This is a genomic window from Acinetobacter sp. YH12058 (assembly GCF_013419805.1).
In the GTDB taxonomy this organism is placed as follows: domain Bacteria; phylum Pseudomonadota; class Gammaproteobacteria; order Pseudomonadales; family Moraxellaceae; genus Acinetobacter; species Acinetobacter towneri.
On sequence record NZ_VOZL01000001.1, the window covers coordinates 130,562 to 149,897 of the forward strand.

Sequence of the window (19,336 nt, forward strand, 5' to 3'; positions counted from 1 at the left end):
CAAGACAACAGCTTATTGCCAAAAGTCATAATATATTCACGATTTTTGACTTCGGCATATCTTCATGGTTGGTCCTTTAGAGTTTATTTTGGCAGGTGTATTGGTCGGCTTCTGCGTGGGTGTGACTGGCGTAGGTGGCGGTTCACTGATGACTCCCATTCTGATCAGCTTGTTTAAAATTGAACCGCATATCGCAATTGGAACAGACCTACTTTATGCCGCCATTTCAAAATTCTGCGGCTCATTGGTTCATGCCAAAAAAATGAATATTGTATGGCCCATTGTCATTTGGCTTGCGGTGGGCAGTATCCCTGCTTCATTTGCGACCCACTGGGTTTTAGAGAATTATTTAAGCCAATCTACCCATTACAAAATGGTACTGACCGTGGTACTGGGCTTTATGTTGACCTTAACTGGCATCTCAATTGTGTTTCGCAGTCAAATTGAAACGTTTTTTAATAAATACCATAAACAAGAATTGCCCGATATGACCCAAGACCTTGAAAAGGTCAAACTACAGGCTGCAGATAAGCGTGCCCTCATTGTAATTATGGGAGTTGTACTGGGTGTATTTGTCACACTTTCTTCAGTGGGTGCAGGTGCTTTTGGCATCATGGCATTGGTGCTGATGTTCCCGAATCTACCGATGATTCGTATTATCGGTTCAGATGTCGTGCATGCCGTCTTACTTACCCTAGTTGCAGGCTTAGGTCACATGAGTTCAGGCAATGTCGACTTTCACCTATTGGTTTGGTTGTTGGTTGGCTCGATTCCTGCAATTGTGGTGGGGACTTTAGTTAGTTCACGTTTACCTGAAAAAGTGATTCGTAAGGTTTTAGGTATTACCTTATTTATTCTCGGAATTAACTTTATGGTTAATCCTGTGAAAACAAAACCGATTAGCACCCCAGAAACTGCAACAGCAGTTTCTGAAGCACAAGCCAGCCAATAATGAGCTTTATCTGACAGAATTTTGCCAAAACAGACCGTTTAATTTATCTACCCGATTCATCACTTATTTTTTAAAGAAGTATTCATCTTTTTATAACAAAACATAGTGAAATTCATGTTATATTCAGACTATTAAACAATCTTTTGTATCATCAAACCAGTGACGGCAATGAATACTTTACAGTCTAATCCTCTTACACAATCAGACATCGATGACGTGAATATTGAAAGTATTCAGCCACTCGTGACTCCTGCAGAATTAAAAACTGAGTTACCTTTAACTGAAAATGCTTATCAAACCGTTCTTCGTGGTCGTGAAACAATCCGCAATATTTTAGATGGTAAAGACAAGCGTCTATTTGTGGTGATTGGTCCATGTTCTATTCATGACCCTGTTGCTGCACATGAGTATGCTGATCGTTTAAAAGAATTAAGCGAAAAAGTAAAAGATTCTCTTTACATTGTGATGCGTGTTTATTTTGAAAAACCACGTACTACAGTGGGCTGGAAAGGCTTAATTAACGATCCAGACATGAATGACTCTTTTAACATTGAAAAAGGCTTGCGTCTTGGTCGTAAACTTTTACTTGAGTTAAATGAAAAAGGTTTGCCATGTGCGACTGAAGCACTTGATCCAAACTCTCCGCAGTATTATCAAGATTTAATTTCTTGGTCTGCAATTGGTGCACGCACTACAGAAAGCCAAACGCACCGTGAAATGTCATCTGGTCTTTCTTCTCCAGTCGGCTTTAAAAATGGTACAGATGGCGGCTTAACAGTTGCTACCAATGCCATGCAGTCGGTAAAACACGGTCACAGCTTCTTGGGTCTTAATGATCAAGGTCAGGTTTCAGTAATTCGTACTAGCGGCAACCCGTATGCACACGTGGTTTTACGTGGTGGTAATGGCAAGCCTAACTACGATGCAGGCTCTGTTGCAGATGCTGAAAATGCATTAAACAAAGCCAAAGTCAGCACCAAAATCATGATTGACACCAGCCATGCTAACTCAAACAAAGACCCATTCTTACAGCCATTGGTATTAAAAAATATCACTGAGCAAATTTTAGATGGCAATAAGTCTATTGTTGGGATTATGGTCGAAAGTCACCTGAAAGGTGGTCGTCAAGATATTCCTGAAAACTTATGCGATTTAGAGTATGGTAAGTCTGTGACTGACGGTTGTATCGACTGGGATACCACTGAAAAAGCATTGCTTGAAATGCATGAAGCATTAAAAGACGTTTTAGTGAATCGTTAAGATTTAAAAACGCCATCTTCATGATGGCGTTTCTATTTGTAGCATAGGAAATTCTGCGCGCATGAATGACATTGAAACCCAACTTAGCCAAATTAAAAATTTCCAGTTCATTCATGAGCGTTTGTTTTCTTCAGGTCAGCCTACGGCTGAAGAATTAAAACAAATTAAAGAATATGGTATTGGCACTGTCATTAATTTGGCTGAAAGTGATGCGGAACACGCCCTTCCCCATGAAGACAAAATTTGTCTGGATGTTGGACTAAACTATATTCAACTGCCAATTTCATGGGAAACACCATCCTCTGATCAATGTTTATTATTGCTCGATTTGGTCAATCATTTATTAGAAAGCCAAATGGTGTGGGTACATTGCAGCAATAACAACCACGTCAGTAGTTTAATGTATTTGTATCGTCAATATTTTATGGATGTGGATATTGCAACGGCTCAAGACTTTTTACATGATATCTGGAAACCCAATGAAACTTGGACAGGCTTAATTCACGCCGTTTCTTTGCAATTACAAGGTCGTAAAGCCACGCAAGATTTACAACAAGCTTTAGAATCTGCTGAACTTTCTTAATTCAGCAGATTGTATAGATAAAATTCTAACGCGATTATTTTGTATGAGAAATCAATACAGTCGCTGTTGCTAAAATACCTTCCTGACGCCCAGTAAAACCTAATTTTTCAGTGGTTGTCGCTTTGATACTGATTTGTGTGACCTCTACATCCAATACATCAGCGACACTTTGGCACATTTCTAGCGTATGCGGTGCAAGTTTAGGACGTTCGCACGCCACAGTAATATCGGCGTTATTCAGTTTATAGCCACGGTCTAAAATGAGTTGATAAACCTGTTTAAGCAATACCCGACTATCTGCACCTTTATAATTTGGATCGGTATCTGGAAAATGCTGCCCAATATCCCCCAGCGCCAAAGCACCTAATAATGCATCGCATAGTGCATGCAGCACTACATCACCATCTGAGTGTGCTTTTAAACCTTGTGTATGAGGAATTTGAACACCTGCAAGCGTCACAAAATCTCCCGCTTCAAAGGCATGAACATCTAATCCTTGTCCAATACGAATCTGTGCAACCATGTTCAACTCCTGTAGAAATAAATCATTGAAATCTTGTATTCATACTTTCGATTTCGCTATATTAGACCTAGCGCAACATAGTGAAAGTATAAGCGATCATGCTGTTGAAATCTGAGATTCATCTTATCAAAAACTTAAGTACACTGCTGTTATTTGGCTGTTTATATTCATCTTTCTCTTATGCACAAGGGATTGATTGTAGATCTACACCCAATAAAAAGTTGGCGCAGGTGTGCACAGAAAATTTCTCAGAATTGCGTGAAAAATTAAGTGATCAACATTTAACAGCTTATTTGATGAGTGATGCGCCTATTCGCTTGTTAGAAGATACTCAGCAATTGTGGATCCAACGCTTACAGCAATGCAAAAGCTTAAATTGTTATACTCAGCAATTTGATTTTAGAATTGATCAACTGAATTTTTTCACTTCTATGAATCAAAGCATGACTCAACATTATTTAAAATATGAAAATGGTCAATTTGCTGCGCAGCCCGTACATTTACAAATTCATCAGCTCAATAAAAACAGCATTAAAATTGAAGGTATTGCTTATCGCAATCCAAATAACCGCCTTGAAAGCCAAAGTATTGCCTTTTTAGCTTATACAACACCTGATCAAAAAAACAAAATCATCGACAATGAGCACGATTGCAGTTATGAGTTTAATTATTCTAAAGCAATCTTAAAAATTCAAACCAAACAAAAAGGTTGTGAACGCTTTGCGGGCATCTATCGTTTATACGATTAATGCTGAACAATAGATTGTATTAGACAGATTAAATGAGCAACCACAACACAATTGGCAAAGTTAATGCGGCGAATACGGTTTGCAAGCTAATAATTGAAGCCATTAAACGACTATCGCCACCTAAAGCCTGTGTTAGAACATAAGCGGCAGATGCTGTCGGTAAAGCAAAAAACAAGACCAGTATTTGTGTTTCTAAAACTGGTAGTTTCAAACCCCAACAAACAAGCCATGCCAAAGCAGGCATAAAGAGCAAGCGACCAACGACATTTAATCCCAAAGGCATTAAGTCTCGCTGTAAACCATTAAACTGTAGTGCTGCCCCTACACACATCAGCCCTAATGGTAAACTACATAAAGCAATCTGCCGAATAAAATGCTCTGCGCCGATCCACAAACTCAGCCCTGATATGTTAAACAAACCACCGACTATACAGCCTAAAATCAGTGGGTTTTTCATCAGTGCATATAAAATTTGCTGTGGCTGCAAAGTCTTGGTATCACTCAAAGCAAGTACCGATAGCACATTGACCAATGGAATGCAAAATACCAGAATAATTGCAAACAGTGCCATGCCCTGTGCTTGAAACAAAGCTACGACTAATGCTAAACCAATATAAGTATTGAAGCGCACCATGCTTTGCATATACACCCCAAAGCGTGCCGCAGGTGTCTTAAAATAATGCCGTAAAGCGTACAACAGAGAACTTGCCAATGTGACCACGATACCCACCACAAACAAAATCTGTGCGATTGATTTCGCTTCAATGTTTGCTGTAGCGAGGTTTAAAAACAACATGCTAGGAAACAAAATATAGTAATTTAACTTTTCTGCACCCTTCCAAAATGGCTCATCCAACATACGTGATTGCTTAAGCAGATAACCCATTGCAATTAAGGCAATCAAAGGGAAAAGTGCAATAAAAATTAAATGGGTCATGGGGTGCTCTGTGTTACTGTTATGCTGTTCTTTTTAAATTATTGCTTAATAAATAAAGTAAATTTATTGGATATTATAGAGATTTTTTTTGTGCTTATCCTGTTTTGCTTAGGCTATTTTAGAGCCACAAAATGTGAAAAAGATGATGATAGCAACTTGCACCCACATCACCTTTCACATGGATTCTGAATTAACGATGGGTATGAATAGACATCACAATCCCCATGCTCGCCAACATGGAAATGACTGCCGTTCCACCATAACTCATAAGTGGCAATGGATCACCCGTTACAGGTAAAATACCACTCACCATCCCTGAGTTTAGAAATACAAAGAAAAAGAAAGTAAGACCAACCGTGCCTGCATACAAACGCCCGAAATTATGGAAACAATTCATCCCAATCATCAAACAACGTAAAATAATGGCAGCAAACAAACTGAACAGTAAAAATACGCCAATAAAACCAAATTCTTCGGCATAGGTCGACATAATAAAGTCAGTATGATGTTCAGGCAGATAACCCAAATGTGATTGCGTTCCTTCTAAATAACCTTTACCTGTAAAGCCGCCTGAACCAATGGCAATTTTAGATTGAATAATATTCCAGCCTGCCCCCAAGGCATCCGACTCTGGGTCAAATAAGGTGAGTACCCTTTTCTTTTGGTACTCCTGCAAAAAGAACATCCAAAGCAATGGTGCTGCGAGCGCCAATGCAGTGATTGCTCCTAAGATTAATCGCCATGACATGCCACTTAAAAATAGCGCAAAGACACCGGGAATAATCAAACCAATGTTTAAATCGGGTTGCAATGCCACCAAGACAAAAGGAATCATCATAATCACTAAAGCGACAATGATATGAATCAATTTAGGCGGGAAAGCACGACGCGAAAAATACCACGCCATCATCAATGGCATGGCAAATTTCATAAATTCACTGGGTTGCATACTGCCAATACCCGGCAAGCTGATCCAGCGTTTTGCCCCCATACGGGTTTCACCAATGACCAAAACCAAAGCCAGCATGATGACTGCAAAGATATAAAAATATGGACTGGCAGCTTGATATACCTTAGGCGGAATTTGCGCCAAAATAATCATGGCGATAAAACCAATGCCAAAACTGGTTGCTTGACGCAGCACCATCCCCATATCTTGCGCGGTGGCACTATATACCACCATTAAACCCAGAATCGCATTTAAAATCAGAAAACACAGCAACCATGGATCTAAATGTAATTTAGTCCAGCGTGAGGAATCATTTTTAATGCTTCTACCATCACGTAATGAGTGACGTAAAAAACGATACTGCTGCGATGGATTCATGCGACTCAAAGGTATTTAAAATAGACAGGATGGACAATTATAGAAGCAAAGCGGCACAGAGTGAATCATTAAAGCTTAATCGTTGAAGATTCAAGTTTAACGCGGTGTTAATTACACTAGATTTTTATCATCCATGTTGTTGTGAGGCTAAAATTAAACGTGCCAGCTCTAAATCATCGGGATAGGTGATTTTAATATTATCCGAACGACCGTGCACAACATTTACAATTTGCCCTGCTGCTTCTAAAGCACTGGCCTCATCGGTAATCGTCAATTGCTGTTTTAATGCAGATTCAATGGCTGTTTTAAGCACATCAAGTTTAGCAATTTGCGGAGTTTGCGCTTGCCAAAGTTGGTCACGGCTTACCGTGGTTTCAATTTTTGTGCCTTGGCTTACCTTTTTTAAAGTATCACGCACTGGAATAGCCAAAATTGCACTTTGATCTGTTGCCAGTGCAGTCTGATACAACTGTTCAAGGCAAGCAGCTGTCACACAAGGACGCGCTGCATCATGCACCAAAACCCAGTCATCTGCATGGGCGATTTCAGATAAATAATGCAGTGCATTTAAGACTGAATCCACTCGCTCTGCACCACCTACGCAAAAATGTGCTTTTTCTTTTTGTGCCAAGTTTAGGTTTTGCGCTACATCATCTGCTTGACCAATCGCCAAAACATAACCCGCTAAAGGCAAGTGATTTAAACGTGCGATGCTGTGCGCTAAGACTGTTTGATCTTGAATATACTGATATTGTTTAAGTTCAGTTCTAGAAAAACGACTACCAGAACCCGCTGCGGGAATAACCGCCCAAAGTTTAGGGTGTCGGGGCGGTTGCTGCTGCAGGTTGTTGTGATTCATTGGTGCGTAAATCTACTGTGGAATTTGGTTGAATATAAATTGGTTTATATTGTGTGCTGATGGTGCTCATTTGCACAAAGGTTTCATGTGGCTTAATTAAGCCTAAATCTAAACGGGCATGCTCTTCAATGGCTTCTACCCCATTTTTTAAATCATAAACTTCTGCTGCAAGTACACGATTGCGCTCCTTCAGCTCTGTATTTAATTCTATTTGTTGTTGGATTTTTTCTGTCAGTGCAGCATGGTCACGATAACCACCTTCACCAAACCAGTGTAAATATTGAAACCCTGCGATCAAAAAGATCGCAAGGCCCAACAATGCTTTACTCGCTTTGGAGTCAAATACATTTAATAATGACATCTACTGATTTCGCTTAGTTCAAACCTTTGAACTCAGCTTTACCGCGATATGCAGCATTCGTCAATTCTTCAATACGAAGTAATTGGTTATATTTTGCTACACGGTCAGAACGGCACAGTGAACCAGTCTTGATTTGACCTGCTGCAGTACCTACTGCAAGATCCGCAATTGTAGAATCTTCAGTTTCACCTGAACGGTGTGAAATAACAGTTGTGTAACCATTGGCTTTCGCAAGGTAAATTGCATCAAGCGTTTCAGTCAAAGTACCAATTTGGTTGTACTTGATCAGGATTGAGTTACCTACTTTTTCATCGATACCGCGTTGTAAGATTTTCGGGTTAGTAACGAACAAGTCATCACCGACCAATTGAATCTTGTCACCTAAGATCGAAGTGAGGTAAGACCAACCTTCCCAATCAGACTCATCTAAACCATCTTCAATTGAGATAATTGGATATTGATTTACAAGACCAGCTAAATAGTCAGAGAATTGGTTGCTTGTGAATGCTTTGTTGCCTTCACCTGCAAGAATGTACTGACCATTTTTGTAGAATTCTGAAGATGCACAGTCAAGCGCCAACATGATGTCAGAACCCGCTTTGTAGCCAGTCTTCTCAATAGCTTCAAGAATAACTGTGATTGCTTCTTCGTTAGAACGTAAGTTTGGCGCAAAACCACCTTCATCACCCACTGCTGTGTTTAAACCTTTTTGATTCAATACAGATTTTAATGAGTGGAAAATTTCTGCACCAGCACGTAATGCTTCAGAGAATGAAGTAAAGCCCACTGGCTCAATCATGAACTCTTGAATATCAACGTTGTTGTCTGCGTGTGAACCACCATTTAAGATGTTCATCATTGGTACAGGCATGGTTAAAATGCTGTTGTTACGAAGGTCTGCGATGTATTGGAAAAGAGGAATTTTCTTTTCATCAGCAGCAGCGCGCGCAGCAGCCAAAGACACGGCTAAAGTTGCGTTAGCACCTAATTTTTCTTTGTTTTCAGTACCATCAAGCGCAATCATGGTGTTGTCGATGTCTTTTTGTTCAAACACAGACTTACCAAGTAAAGCATCACGAATTAAAGTATTGACGTTATTTACCGCAGTTTTAACGCCTTTACCCAAGTAACGTGCTTTATCGCCATCACGAAGTTCTAGAGCTTCACGAGAACCAGTTGAAGCACCTGATGGTGCACATGCACGGCCAACTACGCCAGATGCTAAGATTACGTCTGCTTCGATGGTTGGGTTACCACGAGAGTCCAAAATTTCACGTGCACGAATGTCAACGATTTGGCTCATGAACAATTCCTCAGTTGATTAATAACGTGATGCTTTAGGCATCAATGAGTCTATAATTTAATATGGATCTAATTTAGTGTGTATCTAGCTTTTGGAAACCTTTTACCAAGGTATCCAATTCTTTAAGCTGTGCCAAGAACGGCTCAAGTTGTGATAGACGCAATGCACATGGGCCATCACACTTTGCCTGCTCTGGTTCAGGATGTGCTTCTAGGAATAAACCTGCCAAGCCAGTTGCCATACCTGCACGTGCCAAGGTGGTAATTTGTGCACGACGACCACCTGCCGAATCTGCACGACCACCCGGAGTTTGCAAAGCATGGGTTACATCAAAGAACACAGGTACATTCATTTCTTTCATGATGTCAAAGCCCAGCATATCGACAACCAAGTTGTTGTAACCAAATGCTGAACCACGCTCACAAAGAATCAATTTGTCATTCCCTGCTTCTAAACACTTATGCAAAATATGACGCATTTCGTGCGGCGCAAGGAATTGTGCTTTTTTGATGTTGATAATGGCTTGAGTTTTTGCCATCGCTTCAACCAAATCGGTTTGGCGACTTAAAAACGCAGGAAGCTGAATAATATCTGCCACTTCTGCCACAGGCGCAGCCTGATACGGCTCATGCACATCGGTAATAATTGGCACATTAAAATGCTTTTTAATGTCAGCCAGCCATTCAATGCCTTTTTCTAAACCGGGACCACGAAATGAGTTCAGGCTAGAACGGTTGGCTTTGTCAAAACTGGCTTTGAATACATACGGGATATTTAAGCGTGTGCAAATATCCACATAAGTTTCAGCAATTTCAAATGCAAGGTCTTTAGACTCAAGTACATTCATGCCGCCAAACAATACAAATGGCAAATGATTCGCCATTTGTATATCACCCAAACGTACAATTTCTTGTGGTTTTAATTGTGACATTTCAACTTCCTAGTTTATCCCTAAAGCCATCTTATTTGGTTTTTTGATGCTGTTGTTTTGCCGCACCGATAAAGCCAGCAAACAATGGATGTCCATCACGTGGCGAGCTGGTAAATTCTGGGTGGAATTGTACCGCAATAAACCAAGGATGTTGCGGAATTTCAACAGTTTCAACCAAGTGCTGAATTGGTGAATAACCCGAAATTTTAAGACCTGCTTCTTCAAGCACAGGAATATAACGGTTATTCATTTCATAGCGATGGCGATGGCGCTCTACAATTTCTGCAGAACCATACACTTCACGAGTTTTAGTACCTTCAACCAATTCAGATTTTTGTGCACCTAAACGCATAGTGCCGCCCAAGTCAGAATCGACAGAACGCTGTTGAACTTCGCCGCGCTCATCTAACCATTCAGTAATCAAACCAATAAGTGGCGACTTAGTCGAACGGTTAAACTCTGTTGAACTTGCATCGGCAATACCTGCCACATTACGTGCATATTCAATCACAGCCAATTGCATACCCAAACAGATTCCCAAGAATGGGACACCGTTTTCACGTGCATATTTGATGGCTTGCATTTTACCTTCGGTACCGCGCTCACCAAAGCCGCCCGGAACTAAAATTGCATCGGCATCTTTAAGTACAGTATTAACGTCTTGGCTTTCAAGGTCTTCTGCATTGACATAATCAATTTCAACTTTGACGCGGTTTTGAATACCCGCATGCAATAATGCTTCGTTTACAGATTTATAGGCATCTGGCAGTTCAACATATTTACCCACCATCGCCACACGAACGCTGTATTCAGGGTTCAATAATGCATCAACTACGTTATCCCAATCAGATAAATCTGCTTCTGGAAGATCATTGAAGCCAAAACGCTCACAAATTAAATCATCAACGTCTTGTTCATAGAATGTACGCGGAATTTGGTAGATGGTTTTGGCATCTTTACATACCACAACCGCACGTGCTTCTACGTTGGTAAATAACGCAATTTTACGGGTAGTGTCAGCATCAACATCATGTTCAGTACGGCAGATGAGAATATCTGGCTGAATACCGATAGATAACAATTCTTTAACTGAGTGTTGAGTTGGTTTGGTTTTTAACTCTGCCGCAGATTTGATATATGGCAATAAAGTTAAGTGCATGAGCATAGTACGCTTATGCCCTAATTCCACCATCAATTGACGTACAGATTCCATGAATGGGAGAGATTCAATGTCGCCTACTGTACCGCCAATTTCTACGATTGCGACATCGTAGCCTTCGCCAGCGCGAAGTACACGTTCTTTAATATTATCGGTAATGTGTGGAATCACCTGAACAGTACCGCCCAAGTAATCACCACGGCGCTCTTTGTTTAGAACGTCTTGATACACGCGACCAGATGTAAAGTTATTTAACTTGGTCATTTTCGCACGACGCAAGAAACGTTCGTAATAACCCAAATCTAAGTCAGTTTCGGCACCATCCTCTGTGACAAAAACTTCACCATGTTGGAAAGGACTCATTGTCCCTGGATCGACATTAATGTATGGATCCATTTTGACCATGGTTACTTTTAAACCACGGGCTTCTAAAAGTGCAGCAACTGAAGCAGCTGAAATACCTTTACCTAGTGATGAAACTACACCACCAGTCACGAAAATAAAATGGGTCATTGGGTTTCTCGTACAATCGAGCCTAAATCGGCCTGCAATGTTGCGCAATTTTACTTTACTCTGCACCAATAAAGCAAAGTCATTCCGCATCAATTCATAGAACAATAAACAATTGGTTATTCTATCAGCATTTCCTATAAAAAATTAGAACTTCTTGAGAGGATTTTCATCTGTCATTTTATTGCTATAATACGTCCGTCTATCCGATCTTTTATTTTGTGCAATTATGAATAAGAAACTTTTAATTTGTGGTGCAATTGCAACGGCGTTGTTATTAACTGCATGTGTAAAAAAAGAACAGCCAAAGCAAGATGAGCAAGAACAAGTAGAGGTTCAAACTGAACAAACTACTGAAACTGCTCAATTTGAACCACTAGAACCTGTTGAAAACATTCAAGATGCTGAACCAGAAGCGCCTGCACAGGTAGAAGTGGAGCGCACTGAAACAGCGAACACCACAACTGAAATCCGTCGTGAAACACCTGCTCAACCTGCTGCTGCACCTGCGCCTGCGCCGAAAGCGGCAGCTCCTGTAGCAGAAGATAAACCAACTCAAGCACGTCCAAGCAATAACACAGGTGCTCAATCTGAAGATGATGCTGTTGCCGCTGCGATTGCTGCTGCAACCCCAGCACTTGAGAACTAAGTGCTCACTTAAAACTAAGCTTTAAGTTAAAGTCAGTTTTAAGGTGTAAGTTCTTATCTTAGATTTGAATTGACGTTAAAAAACCCAGTCATTGTGTACTGGGTTTTTTATTCATTTGGATGAGTCTTCGCTGAGATAACTCGTGAATACATTTGCAATACAGCTACCTATTTCTATATAGGTTTGTGCGCTTCACTTTAACTTGCCTGCAGCAACTGCGATTGCACTTTAAAATAATTAGAAATTAAACGCGATGCCCAAGATTTAGTAAAACCGACACCTTCATAAAAACCACAATGACTGCCTTTACGGGTCGTCACTACCATAATATTTGGCATTTTCCGTATGGTTTCTTTATAAGGATCAAAGTTTTTGATGTGGCACACTGGGTCATCTTCTGCATTTAAAACCATAAGCGGAATTTTGACATTCTCAAACACATAAATTGGGTTAATGGCTTGTGTGTAGCTGTCATAATCTTCAAAACCCGCCAATTCAAAATACGCCTTTTCAAACTCTGCCAGTGTAGTCGCACTTAACACTTGCGATAAAGATTTTACGTTTTGCCAAATGTCCTGATGGGGCTGAATAAAAAACTGGAATAATTTTTTGGTCATCACTTTACTGTAAAAAGGATGCACATGCTGAAAGCCTAGTTCAGTGTTATATCCTGGGCACAGTGCAAACGCGGCTTTAATTGGGGTTTGCTCGCCTTCTTCGCCCAAATAGCGCACCAATAATCCTGTCCCTGCGGAAGAACCAACAGCATATAATTCAGATTGTGGAAATTGTTGCTGAATAAACACTATTTGTTCACGCAAATCATGCGTCGAACCAAACAGATTCATTTGTGGTACAGGCATAGGTAAATTGCCATGCCCACGACGTAAACATAAGGCAATACGCCACTGTGTCTGCTGATGTAAATCGCGCACCAACTCACGCATACTTTCCAAAGAACCTGTAATGGTATGCATTAAAACAATTGTGGGAGTATCTGCAGGTAAGTCATAACCCACCCAAGCAACTGCGGTGATACCGCCATCTTGCATAGTGAGTTGATCAACCCGATCATACTGCTGACGAATGGTTTTCTTTTTAATTAAATCAAAATATAAAAGATGCGCATGTGTATTGGACAGCCACGGTGTTGGACGGTATTTTTCTTTGAGCTGTGGTAAATAATCCAATACCCGACGGATTTCTCCATGTGGATGATAATACAACGTCGGTAAATCTGCGCCTGTGACCTGATCTAAAACCGCTTGTGTAATTTTCGCTATTTTTTGTAATGTAGACATCATTTTACTCCCAAGCAATACATGCACTTTCAAGCATGCCAACCCGAAACCGATTTCTATAAAACAACTTCATTGCCATACACACGCGGTATTTTATTTTTCGGTTGGCATAAAGGCAGCCATACGTTGTCCCATTTGCACAGCCAATGCCTCTAAACCACTTTTCGGGCGAATCATCACTTCAAAGTCCACAATTTGTCCTTGTGTATTGAATTGAATCATATCAATTCCTTTAAGTTTTTTATCTCCCACATTGGCGGAAAATTCAAGTACAACATTGCAACCATCTTCAGTATAAAACTCACGGTGATAAGTAAAGTTTTCAAAGACCTGAATTACATTGGTCAAAATAAAAAATACCACTTGTTTACCCGCATAAGGTTGGTACGCTACAGGTGAACGAAACACCACATCATCTGCCAGCAATTCACTCAAAATAGACATATCATGGTTTTGCAGCATTGTATGCCAACGCTGTACCGCTAATTTTGTTGTTTCCAAAGTCATGTTAAGTTCCTTTTTTTTGTTTTGATATTTCATTTCTATGCAGAGTCCCTGAGTGAGACTGAAGCACTGCTGCACTGGGCAGAAGCGATTATTAACTCTCTCCCCAGCCCCCTCCCAAAGGAGAGGGAGAAGGAATTACATTAAATTTTCGCTGCCAATTCAGCACCCTGACGAATTGCACGTTTGGCATCTAACTCGCCTGCTTCTTTCGCCCCACCAATTAAATGCACATTTTTGCCTGCTGCCTGTAATTGCTCATACATGGCGGTGTAAGACTCTTGCCCTGCACAAATCACCACATGATCAACTTCGAGCACTGTACTTTGACCATTGACGGTGATGTGCAAGCCTTGATCATCAATCAGGTCATAACTTGCCCCTGCAATCATTTTAACGTCACGGTTTTTTAAACCTGTACGATGAATCCAGCCTGTTGTTTTACCCAAGCCAGCACCCACGGATGATGCTTTACGTTGCAATAAATAAATTTCACGTGGCGATTCTTCAACTTTTGCTGCTTTTAAACCACCGACATGCGCATAATTGGTATCAATTCCCCATTCATCGTAGAATTTTTCAGGATTTAGACTACCACTTTCACCTTCATGGCTTAAATATTCTGCAGTATCAAAACCAATACCACCAGCGCCAATAATCGCAACACGTTGACCTACAGGCTTACGCTCTTTTAATACCTCAATATAGCTCAGCACTTTAGGGTGATTAATACCTGCGATATCCAATTGACGCGGGGTTACACCTGTTGCCACAACCACATCATCGAAGTCAGCATTGAGCAATTGTTCAAAACTAGCCGTATGATTCAATACCAATTTAATATTCGGTTGCAGCTCAATTTGGCGTTTGAAATAGCGCAAAGTTTCGTAAAACTCTTCTTTACCAGGAATGGTTTTAGCAATATTAAACTGCCCACCAATTTGATTCGATGCTTCAAAAATCGTCACCTGATGCCCACGTTCTGCAGCATAGGTTGCAAAGCTCAAACCTGCAGGCCCTGCACCAATCACCGCAATTTTTTTAGTCTGTGTTGCTTCTTTAAAAATGAGTTCTGTTTCATGGCAAGCACGTGGATTGACCAAACATGAAGCAATCTTCATTGAGAAAATATGGTCTAAACAAGCTTGGTTACAACCAATACATGTGTTGATTTCATCACTGCGACCTTGCTCTGCTTTTTGCACAAAGAAAGCATCTGCCAACATTGGACGTGCCATCGATACCATATCGGCATGTCCTGCAGCCAAAACATGCTCAGCCATTTCAGGGGTGTTAATACGGTTTGAAGTGATCAGTGGCACTTTAACCAAACCTTTTAATTTCTCTGTCACCCATGTAAAAGCTGCGCGAGGGACTTTGGTAGCAATGGTTGGGATACGTGCTTCATGCCAGCCAATCCCTGTATTGATAATGGTTGCACCTGCTTTTTCAATCGCTTGTGCCAATTGCACCACTTCTTCAAAACTCGAACCGCCTTCGACTAAATCCAACATCGACAAGCGGTAAATAATAATAAAGTTTTCACCCACTTCTGCACGGGTACGTTTAACAATTTCAATTGGGAAACGAATACGGTTTTCATAACTGCCGCCCCATTCATCATCACGATGGTTGGTACGCGCAACAATAAACTCATTAATTAAATAGCCTTCCGAACCCATGATTTCTACACCATCATAGCCTGCGTATTGTGCCAATTTGGCACAATTCACAAAGTCGGCAATGGTTTGCTGTACTTCTGCCGATGTTAGTGCATGTGGTTTACTTGGGTTAATCGGTGCCTGAATTGCTGACGGTGCGACAATATCGGGCTGATAGGAATAACGTCCCGTATGTAAAATCTGTAAAGCAATTTTGCCGCCTGCATCATGCACAGCCTGAGTCACCACTTTATGTTTTTCTGCTTCTTGACGAGTATCAAGTTTATTGCCGCCTGCAAAAGTTAAGCCTGCATCATTCGGTGAAATACCACCTGTTACAATCAGCCCAACGCCACCTTTGGCACGCTCTGCATAAAAAGCCGCCATACGTTCGTATCCACCCAGTGCTTCTTCTAGTCCAACGTGCATTGAACCCATTAAGACCCGATTTTTTAAAGTGGTAAAGCCTAAATCTAAAGGCGCAAGTAAATGTGGATAGTCAGACATAGAATCTCCCTGCTGGCAAAAATGCTGGCTGTTTTATGCTTAATGCAACTTGTTGCATACTTTTATATTCTAGATTTAATTTTTATGCAACATGTTGCATAATTAAAGCTGAAAAAAATAAAGTTGCTCTGTTTATGTCGCTCGCTCACGTTTTATTGACCAGTTTAATTGAAAAACCCAGTAACGGTATTGAATTGGCACGCCGTTTTGACCGCTCTATGGGGTTTTTCTGGAATGCGACCCATCAACAAATTTATCGCGAACTAAATACAATGCTGAAAAAAGGTTGGATTTCAACCTTAGAAGATGAAGATTCTAGCAGTCGTAGCAAAACCTATCAGGTAGAAGCTTTGGGGCGGCATGAACTGGCAAACTGGATGGTCGAGCAAAGCCCGCCTGCACAATTACGCGAAGAACTTATGGTACGTTTACGTGCCGAAGCCCAACTTGGCGGCAACAGCGTCTTACCCGAACTAGAACGACATTTGCTGCTTCACAAAGCCAAGTTGCACACCTATCAACAGATTTTTGCCAAAGACTTTAGCCAAGCACCTGCGAACAACCGTACCCTGTATATTCATAAAATGATTTTGCAGCTAGGGATAGATCAGGAAATTGGCTGGATTGAATGGCTAGAAAATGTGATTCCTGAACTGAAAAAGTTTGATGCCGAAGCCTCATCTTAAAAGTATATTTTTAAGTAATAGCAACCACATCAATGTGAAATCAGGGTTGCTCACCATACAGAAATGATCAGGCTATGCTATAAAGAATAACGCATCTTTAATTACAACCATGCAAGGAAATGCTGATGCCTTTTTACCGCATGCCCGATGGCGAAGCTCTATTTGTACGTGAATTTGGTCAAGGTGAGCCTGTGGTTGTGCTTTCAGGTTTAGGCATGCACAGTTGGCAATGGTTGCCATTTCTGTATCAACATAAAAAGCAGTATCGTTTTATTATTCCAGACTGGCGTGGTTTTGGGGGTTCAAACCTGTGTGCCGTTCCAGAACTGGATGCTATTTCGAGCCATTGGCAAGATTTAAACAGTCTGCTTCAACAACAGAGCCTGCAACAATTTAAACTGATTGGCTATTCCATGGGGGCAACCACTGCCATGCATGGCATGCAATATGGACAATTGGCTGCGCATTTAAGCAGTTATTTACAAATTGACCAAGCACCAAAAATTGGGGTAGATGAAAACTGGCCTTATGGCTTATTTGGCAATCAACATCAACAATTTAAACAGTTATTGATTCATCTGTCCGAGTTTTTACATGATCACGCGCAATATACTGATATTCAACAAATGGATGTGTTGCAGCGTAAAAACTTAGTCGAACTTTGGCTAGAATTTATAGAATTACAAGCCAGCAATAAAATCAGTCCGTTTTTATTTAAACTGGCCGTCAAACGTCCTGTTTTACAACGCTATATTTTACCTACACAGCGTTTAGATTATTTACGCTGGTATATCGACAATTATTTACACCATCAGGAAGATTATCGTGAGGCTTTAACTCAACTGGGTTGTCCGACAGTCTTTTTTACAGGCGCACAATCGACCTTGTATGCGGCAGAAGGACAACGTCAAGTGGTAGAAGCTATGCCGAATGCGAAACAAGTCATATTTCACCAATCTGGGCATACCCCTTTACTGACCGAACCGTTGAAATTTAATCAGGAAATTAGCCAATTTTTAAAACTAAACAGCTAAAGTAAAACGGTGGAAAATGTGGTTTGCAATATTTTCCACCGTAGCATCATTAGACCTAGATTTAGTTTAGATCTAGATTTAATTGGCAAAAGCCGCGATACCCGTTTGCGCACGACCTAAAATTAGCGCATGCACATCGTGCGTCCCTTCATAGGTATTCACGACTTCCAAATTGACCAAATGCCGCGCCACGCCATATTCATCACTGATACCATTCCCACCAAGCATATCGCGCGCCATACGAGCAATCTCTAAGGCCTTGCCACAGTTGTTGCGTTTAATCAGCGAAGTACCTTCGAGTGAAGCAATACCCTCATCTTTCATACGACCAAAACGTAAAGCAATTTGTAAACCCAGCGCGATTTCGGTTTGCATATCGGCAAGTTTCTTTTGAATGAGCTGATTGGCCGCCAAAGGACGTCCGAACTGAATCCGATCCATCGTATATTGATGCGCAGTATGCCAACAAAACTCAGCCGCCCCCATAGCACCCCAAGCAATGCCATAACGTGCACTATTTAAACAAGTGAACGGCCCTTTTAAACCACGCACTTCAGGTAACATATTTTCTTCAGGCACAAAAACATTGTCCATGACAATTTCACCTGTGATTGAAGCGCGTAAACCAACCTTGCCTTGAATGATTGGTGCAGAAAGTCCATCCCAACCTTTTTCTAAAATAAAACCGCGAATATCACCCACTTGCCCATCTGCTGAAACTTCTTTTGCCCACACCACAAATACATCGGCAATTGGACTATTGGTAATCCACATTTTCGCACCGTGTAAACGATAACCGCCTGCAACTTTATGTGCTCTGCTGTTCATACTGCCAGGGTCGGAGCCAAAATCAGGTTCAGTCAGACCAAAACATCCGATCCATTCACCCGAAGCGAGTTTGGGTAAATATTTTTGTTTTTGTGCTTCACTGCCAAACTCATAAATTGGCACCATCACCAATGAACTTTGCACACTTGCCATTGAACGATAACCTGAATCGACCCGTTCAATTTCACGTGAAATTAGCCCATAACTCACATAATTTAAACCTGCACCGCCATATTGTTCAGGTATGGTTGAGCCTAACAAACCAAGCTCACCCATTTCACGGAAGATGCTGCGATCTACCGTTTCATGTCTAAACTGATCACGTACCCGCGGCAGTAATTTTTCCTGACAATAAGCATAGGCACTATCACGAATCATACGTTCGGTTTCAGTCAATTGCTGTTCAAGCAAAAAAGGATCTTTCCAATCAAATTTCACTTTTTCACTGTGAGTTGCAGGCGTGTGATTTGGCGATGGATTGTGTTGTGACATGGCATCCTCTGCACATTATTATAGGTTCTGGTTCATCAATATTTGATTTTGTAGCGTCATACTACTTTACTTTATGTTCTATCATTAAAATGAAATAACAAGCAATAAAAAGTGAACTTTGATTCAATTATTCAGCAAAGTTATAGACAGCACTAAACTTTCACATATTTAGATACTTAAAATTCTGAAAAAATGAGCTGTAGATTTGTGTTTCTATTTT

At 40.8% G+C, this 19,336-nt stretch carries 19 protein-coding genes; 7 read left to right on the top strand and 12 right to left on the bottom strand.

Going from position 1 to position 19,336, the window contains the following annotated elements; translation table 11 throughout:
* Nucleotides 1–64 precede the first annotated feature (64 nt).
* The 3 genes from FTU09_RS00720 (at nucleotide 65) to FTU09_RS00730 (ending at nucleotide 2,795) form a co-directional block, all read left to right on the top strand.
* Nucleotides 65–952 (top strand): sulfite exporter TauE/SafE family protein, encoded by an 888-nt coding sequence (locus tag FTU09_RS00720; RefSeq protein ID WP_180079397.1) that lies wholly within the window; start codon nucleotides 65–67, stop codon nucleotides 950–952.
* 168 nt (nucleotides 953–1,120) lie between these two features.
* Nucleotides 1,121–2,212: a 3-deoxy-7-phosphoheptulonate synthase gene (locus FTU09_RS00725; protein WP_180079398.1), complete on the top strand. Its 1,092-nt coding sequence runs from the start codon at nucleotides 1,121–1,123 to the stop codon at nucleotides 2,210–2,212.
* A 61-nt stretch (nucleotides 2,213–2,273) separates the two neighbouring features.
* Nucleotides 2,274–2,795, top strand: coding sequence for a protein tyrosine phosphatase family protein (locus FTU09_RS00730; RefSeq protein ID WP_004973370.1), 522 nt, complete (start codon nucleotides 2,274–2,276; stop codon nucleotides 2,793–2,795).
* A gap of 34 nt (nucleotides 2,796–2,829) precedes the next feature.
* On the opposite strand, the gene ispF is transcribed toward FTU09_RS00730, so the two are convergent.
* Entirely contained in the window at nucleotides 2,830–3,318 is a 489-nt protein-coding gene (gene ispF, locus FTU09_RS00735) for a 2-C-methyl-D-erythritol 2,4-cyclodiphosphate synthase (RefSeq protein ID WP_180079399.1), read from the bottom strand.
* A gap of 98 nt (nucleotides 3,319–3,416) precedes the next feature.
* On the opposite strand from ispF, the gene FTU09_RS00740 reads away from it, so the two are divergent.
* Entirely contained in the window at nucleotides 3,417–4,067 is a 651-nt protein-coding gene (locus tag FTU09_RS00740) for a hypothetical protein (RefSeq protein WP_004973366.1), read from the top strand.
* A gap of 28 nt (nucleotides 4,068–4,095) precedes the next feature.
* Here FTU09_RS00740 and FTU09_RS00745 read toward each other — a convergent pair whose 3' ends face one another.
* The 7 genes from FTU09_RS00745 to FTU09_RS00775 all read right to left on the bottom strand — a co-directional run bounded on the left by FTU09_RS00745 (nucleotide 4,096) and on the right by FTU09_RS00775 (nucleotide 11,457).
* The gene (locus tag FTU09_RS00745) at nucleotides 4,096–5,004 is read right to left on the bottom strand and encodes an AEC family transporter (RefSeq protein ID WP_180079400.1); all 909 of its coding nucleotides are present in this window, start codon (nucleotides 5,002–5,004) and stop codon (nucleotides 4,096–4,098) included.
* A gap of 190 nt (nucleotides 5,005–5,194) precedes the next feature.
* Complete coding sequence (gene rodA, locus FTU09_RS00750) at nucleotides 5,195–6,331, bottom strand: rod shape-determining protein RodA (protein WP_154320713.1); 1,137 nt, start codon at nucleotides 6,329–6,331, stop codon at nucleotides 5,195–5,197.
* 127 nt (nucleotides 6,332–6,458) lie between these two features.
* Nucleotides 6,459–7,190 (bottom strand): 2-C-methyl-D-erythritol 4-phosphate cytidylyltransferase, encoded by a 732-nt coding sequence (gene ispD / locus FTU09_RS00755; RefSeq protein ID WP_004973351.1) that lies wholly within the window; start codon nucleotides 7,188–7,190, stop codon nucleotides 6,459–6,461.
* Nucleotides 7,147–7,551 carry a septum formation initiator family protein gene (locus tag FTU09_RS00760; RefSeq protein WP_167846043.1) on the bottom strand — a complete coding sequence of 135 codons (405 nt, stop codon included), beginning with the start codon at nucleotides 7,549–7,551 and terminating at the stop codon, nucleotides 7,147–7,149. Before FTU09_RS00760 ends, ispD begins: the two co-directional genes overlap by 44 nt.
* 13 nt (nucleotides 7,552–7,564) lie before the next feature.
* Entirely contained in the window at nucleotides 7,565–8,854 is a 1,290-nt protein-coding gene (gene eno / locus FTU09_RS00765; RefSeq protein WP_004973347.1) for a phosphopyruvate hydratase, read from the bottom strand.
* A 73-nt stretch (nucleotides 8,855–8,927) separates the two neighbouring features.
* A complete protein-coding gene (gene kdsA / locus FTU09_RS00770; RefSeq protein WP_004973345.1) occupies nucleotides 8,928–9,785 on the bottom strand; it encodes a 3-deoxy-8-phosphooctulonate synthase in 858 nt (285 codons plus the stop codon).
* 31 nt (nucleotides 9,786–9,816) lie between these two features.
* On the bottom strand, nucleotides 9,817–11,457 hold the full coding sequence (locus FTU09_RS00775; RefSeq protein WP_004973343.1) for a CTP synthase: 1,641 nt from the start codon (nucleotides 11,455–11,457) through the stop codon (nucleotides 9,817–9,819).
* A 226-nt stretch (nucleotides 11,458–11,683) separates the two neighbouring features.
* On the opposite strand from FTU09_RS00775, the gene FTU09_RS00780 reads away from it, so the two are divergent.
* Entirely contained in the window at nucleotides 11,684–12,103 is a 420-nt protein-coding gene (locus FTU09_RS00780; protein WP_004973341.1) for a hypothetical protein, read from the top strand.
* 197 nt (nucleotides 12,104–12,300) lie between these two features.
* Here the strand turns inward: FTU09_RS00780 and FTU09_RS00785 are convergent, their stop codons facing one another.
* From FTU09_RS00785 to FTU09_RS00795, 3 genes are all read right to left on the bottom strand, one after another.
* A complete protein-coding gene (locus FTU09_RS00785) occupies nucleotides 12,301–13,407 on the bottom strand; it encodes a YheT family hydrolase (protein WP_026438425.1) in 1,107 nt (368 codons plus the stop codon).
* A 90-nt stretch (nucleotides 13,408–13,497) separates the two neighbouring features.
* Nucleotides 13,498–13,911 (bottom strand): nuclear transport factor 2 family protein, encoded by a 414-nt coding sequence (locus FTU09_RS00790; RefSeq protein WP_004973337.1) that lies wholly within the window; start codon nucleotides 13,909–13,911, stop codon nucleotides 13,498–13,500.
* A gap of 140 nt (nucleotides 13,912–14,051) precedes the next feature.
* Nucleotides 14,052–16,076, bottom strand: a complete 2,025-nt coding sequence (locus tag FTU09_RS00795; RefSeq protein ID WP_180079401.1) for an NADPH-dependent 2,4-dienoyl-CoA reductase — start codon at nucleotides 16,074–16,076, stop codon at nucleotides 14,052–14,054.
* A gap of 134 nt (nucleotides 16,077–16,210) precedes the next feature.
* On the opposite strand from FTU09_RS00795, the gene FTU09_RS00800 reads away from it, so the two are divergent.
* Both FTU09_RS00800 and FTU09_RS00805 read left to right on the top strand, forming a co-directional pair.
* Nucleotides 16,211–16,762: a PadR family transcriptional regulator gene (locus tag FTU09_RS00800; protein ID WP_004973333.1), complete on the top strand. Its 552-nt coding sequence runs from the start codon at nucleotides 16,211–16,213 to the stop codon at nucleotides 16,760–16,762.
* Nucleotides 16,763–16,887: 125 nt separating this feature from the next.
* Nucleotides 16,888–17,796, top strand: a complete 909-nt coding sequence (locus tag FTU09_RS00805) for an alpha/beta fold hydrolase (RefSeq protein ID WP_180079402.1) — start codon at nucleotides 16,888–16,890, stop codon at nucleotides 17,794–17,796.
* A 78-nt stretch (nucleotides 17,797–17,874) separates the two neighbouring features.
* On the opposite strand, the gene FTU09_RS00810 is transcribed toward FTU09_RS00805, so the two are convergent.
* Entirely contained in the window at nucleotides 17,875–19,116 is a 1,242-nt protein-coding gene (locus FTU09_RS00810) for an acyl-CoA dehydrogenase (protein WP_136143882.1), read from the bottom strand.
* Nucleotides 19,117–19,336 lie beyond the last annotated feature (220 nt).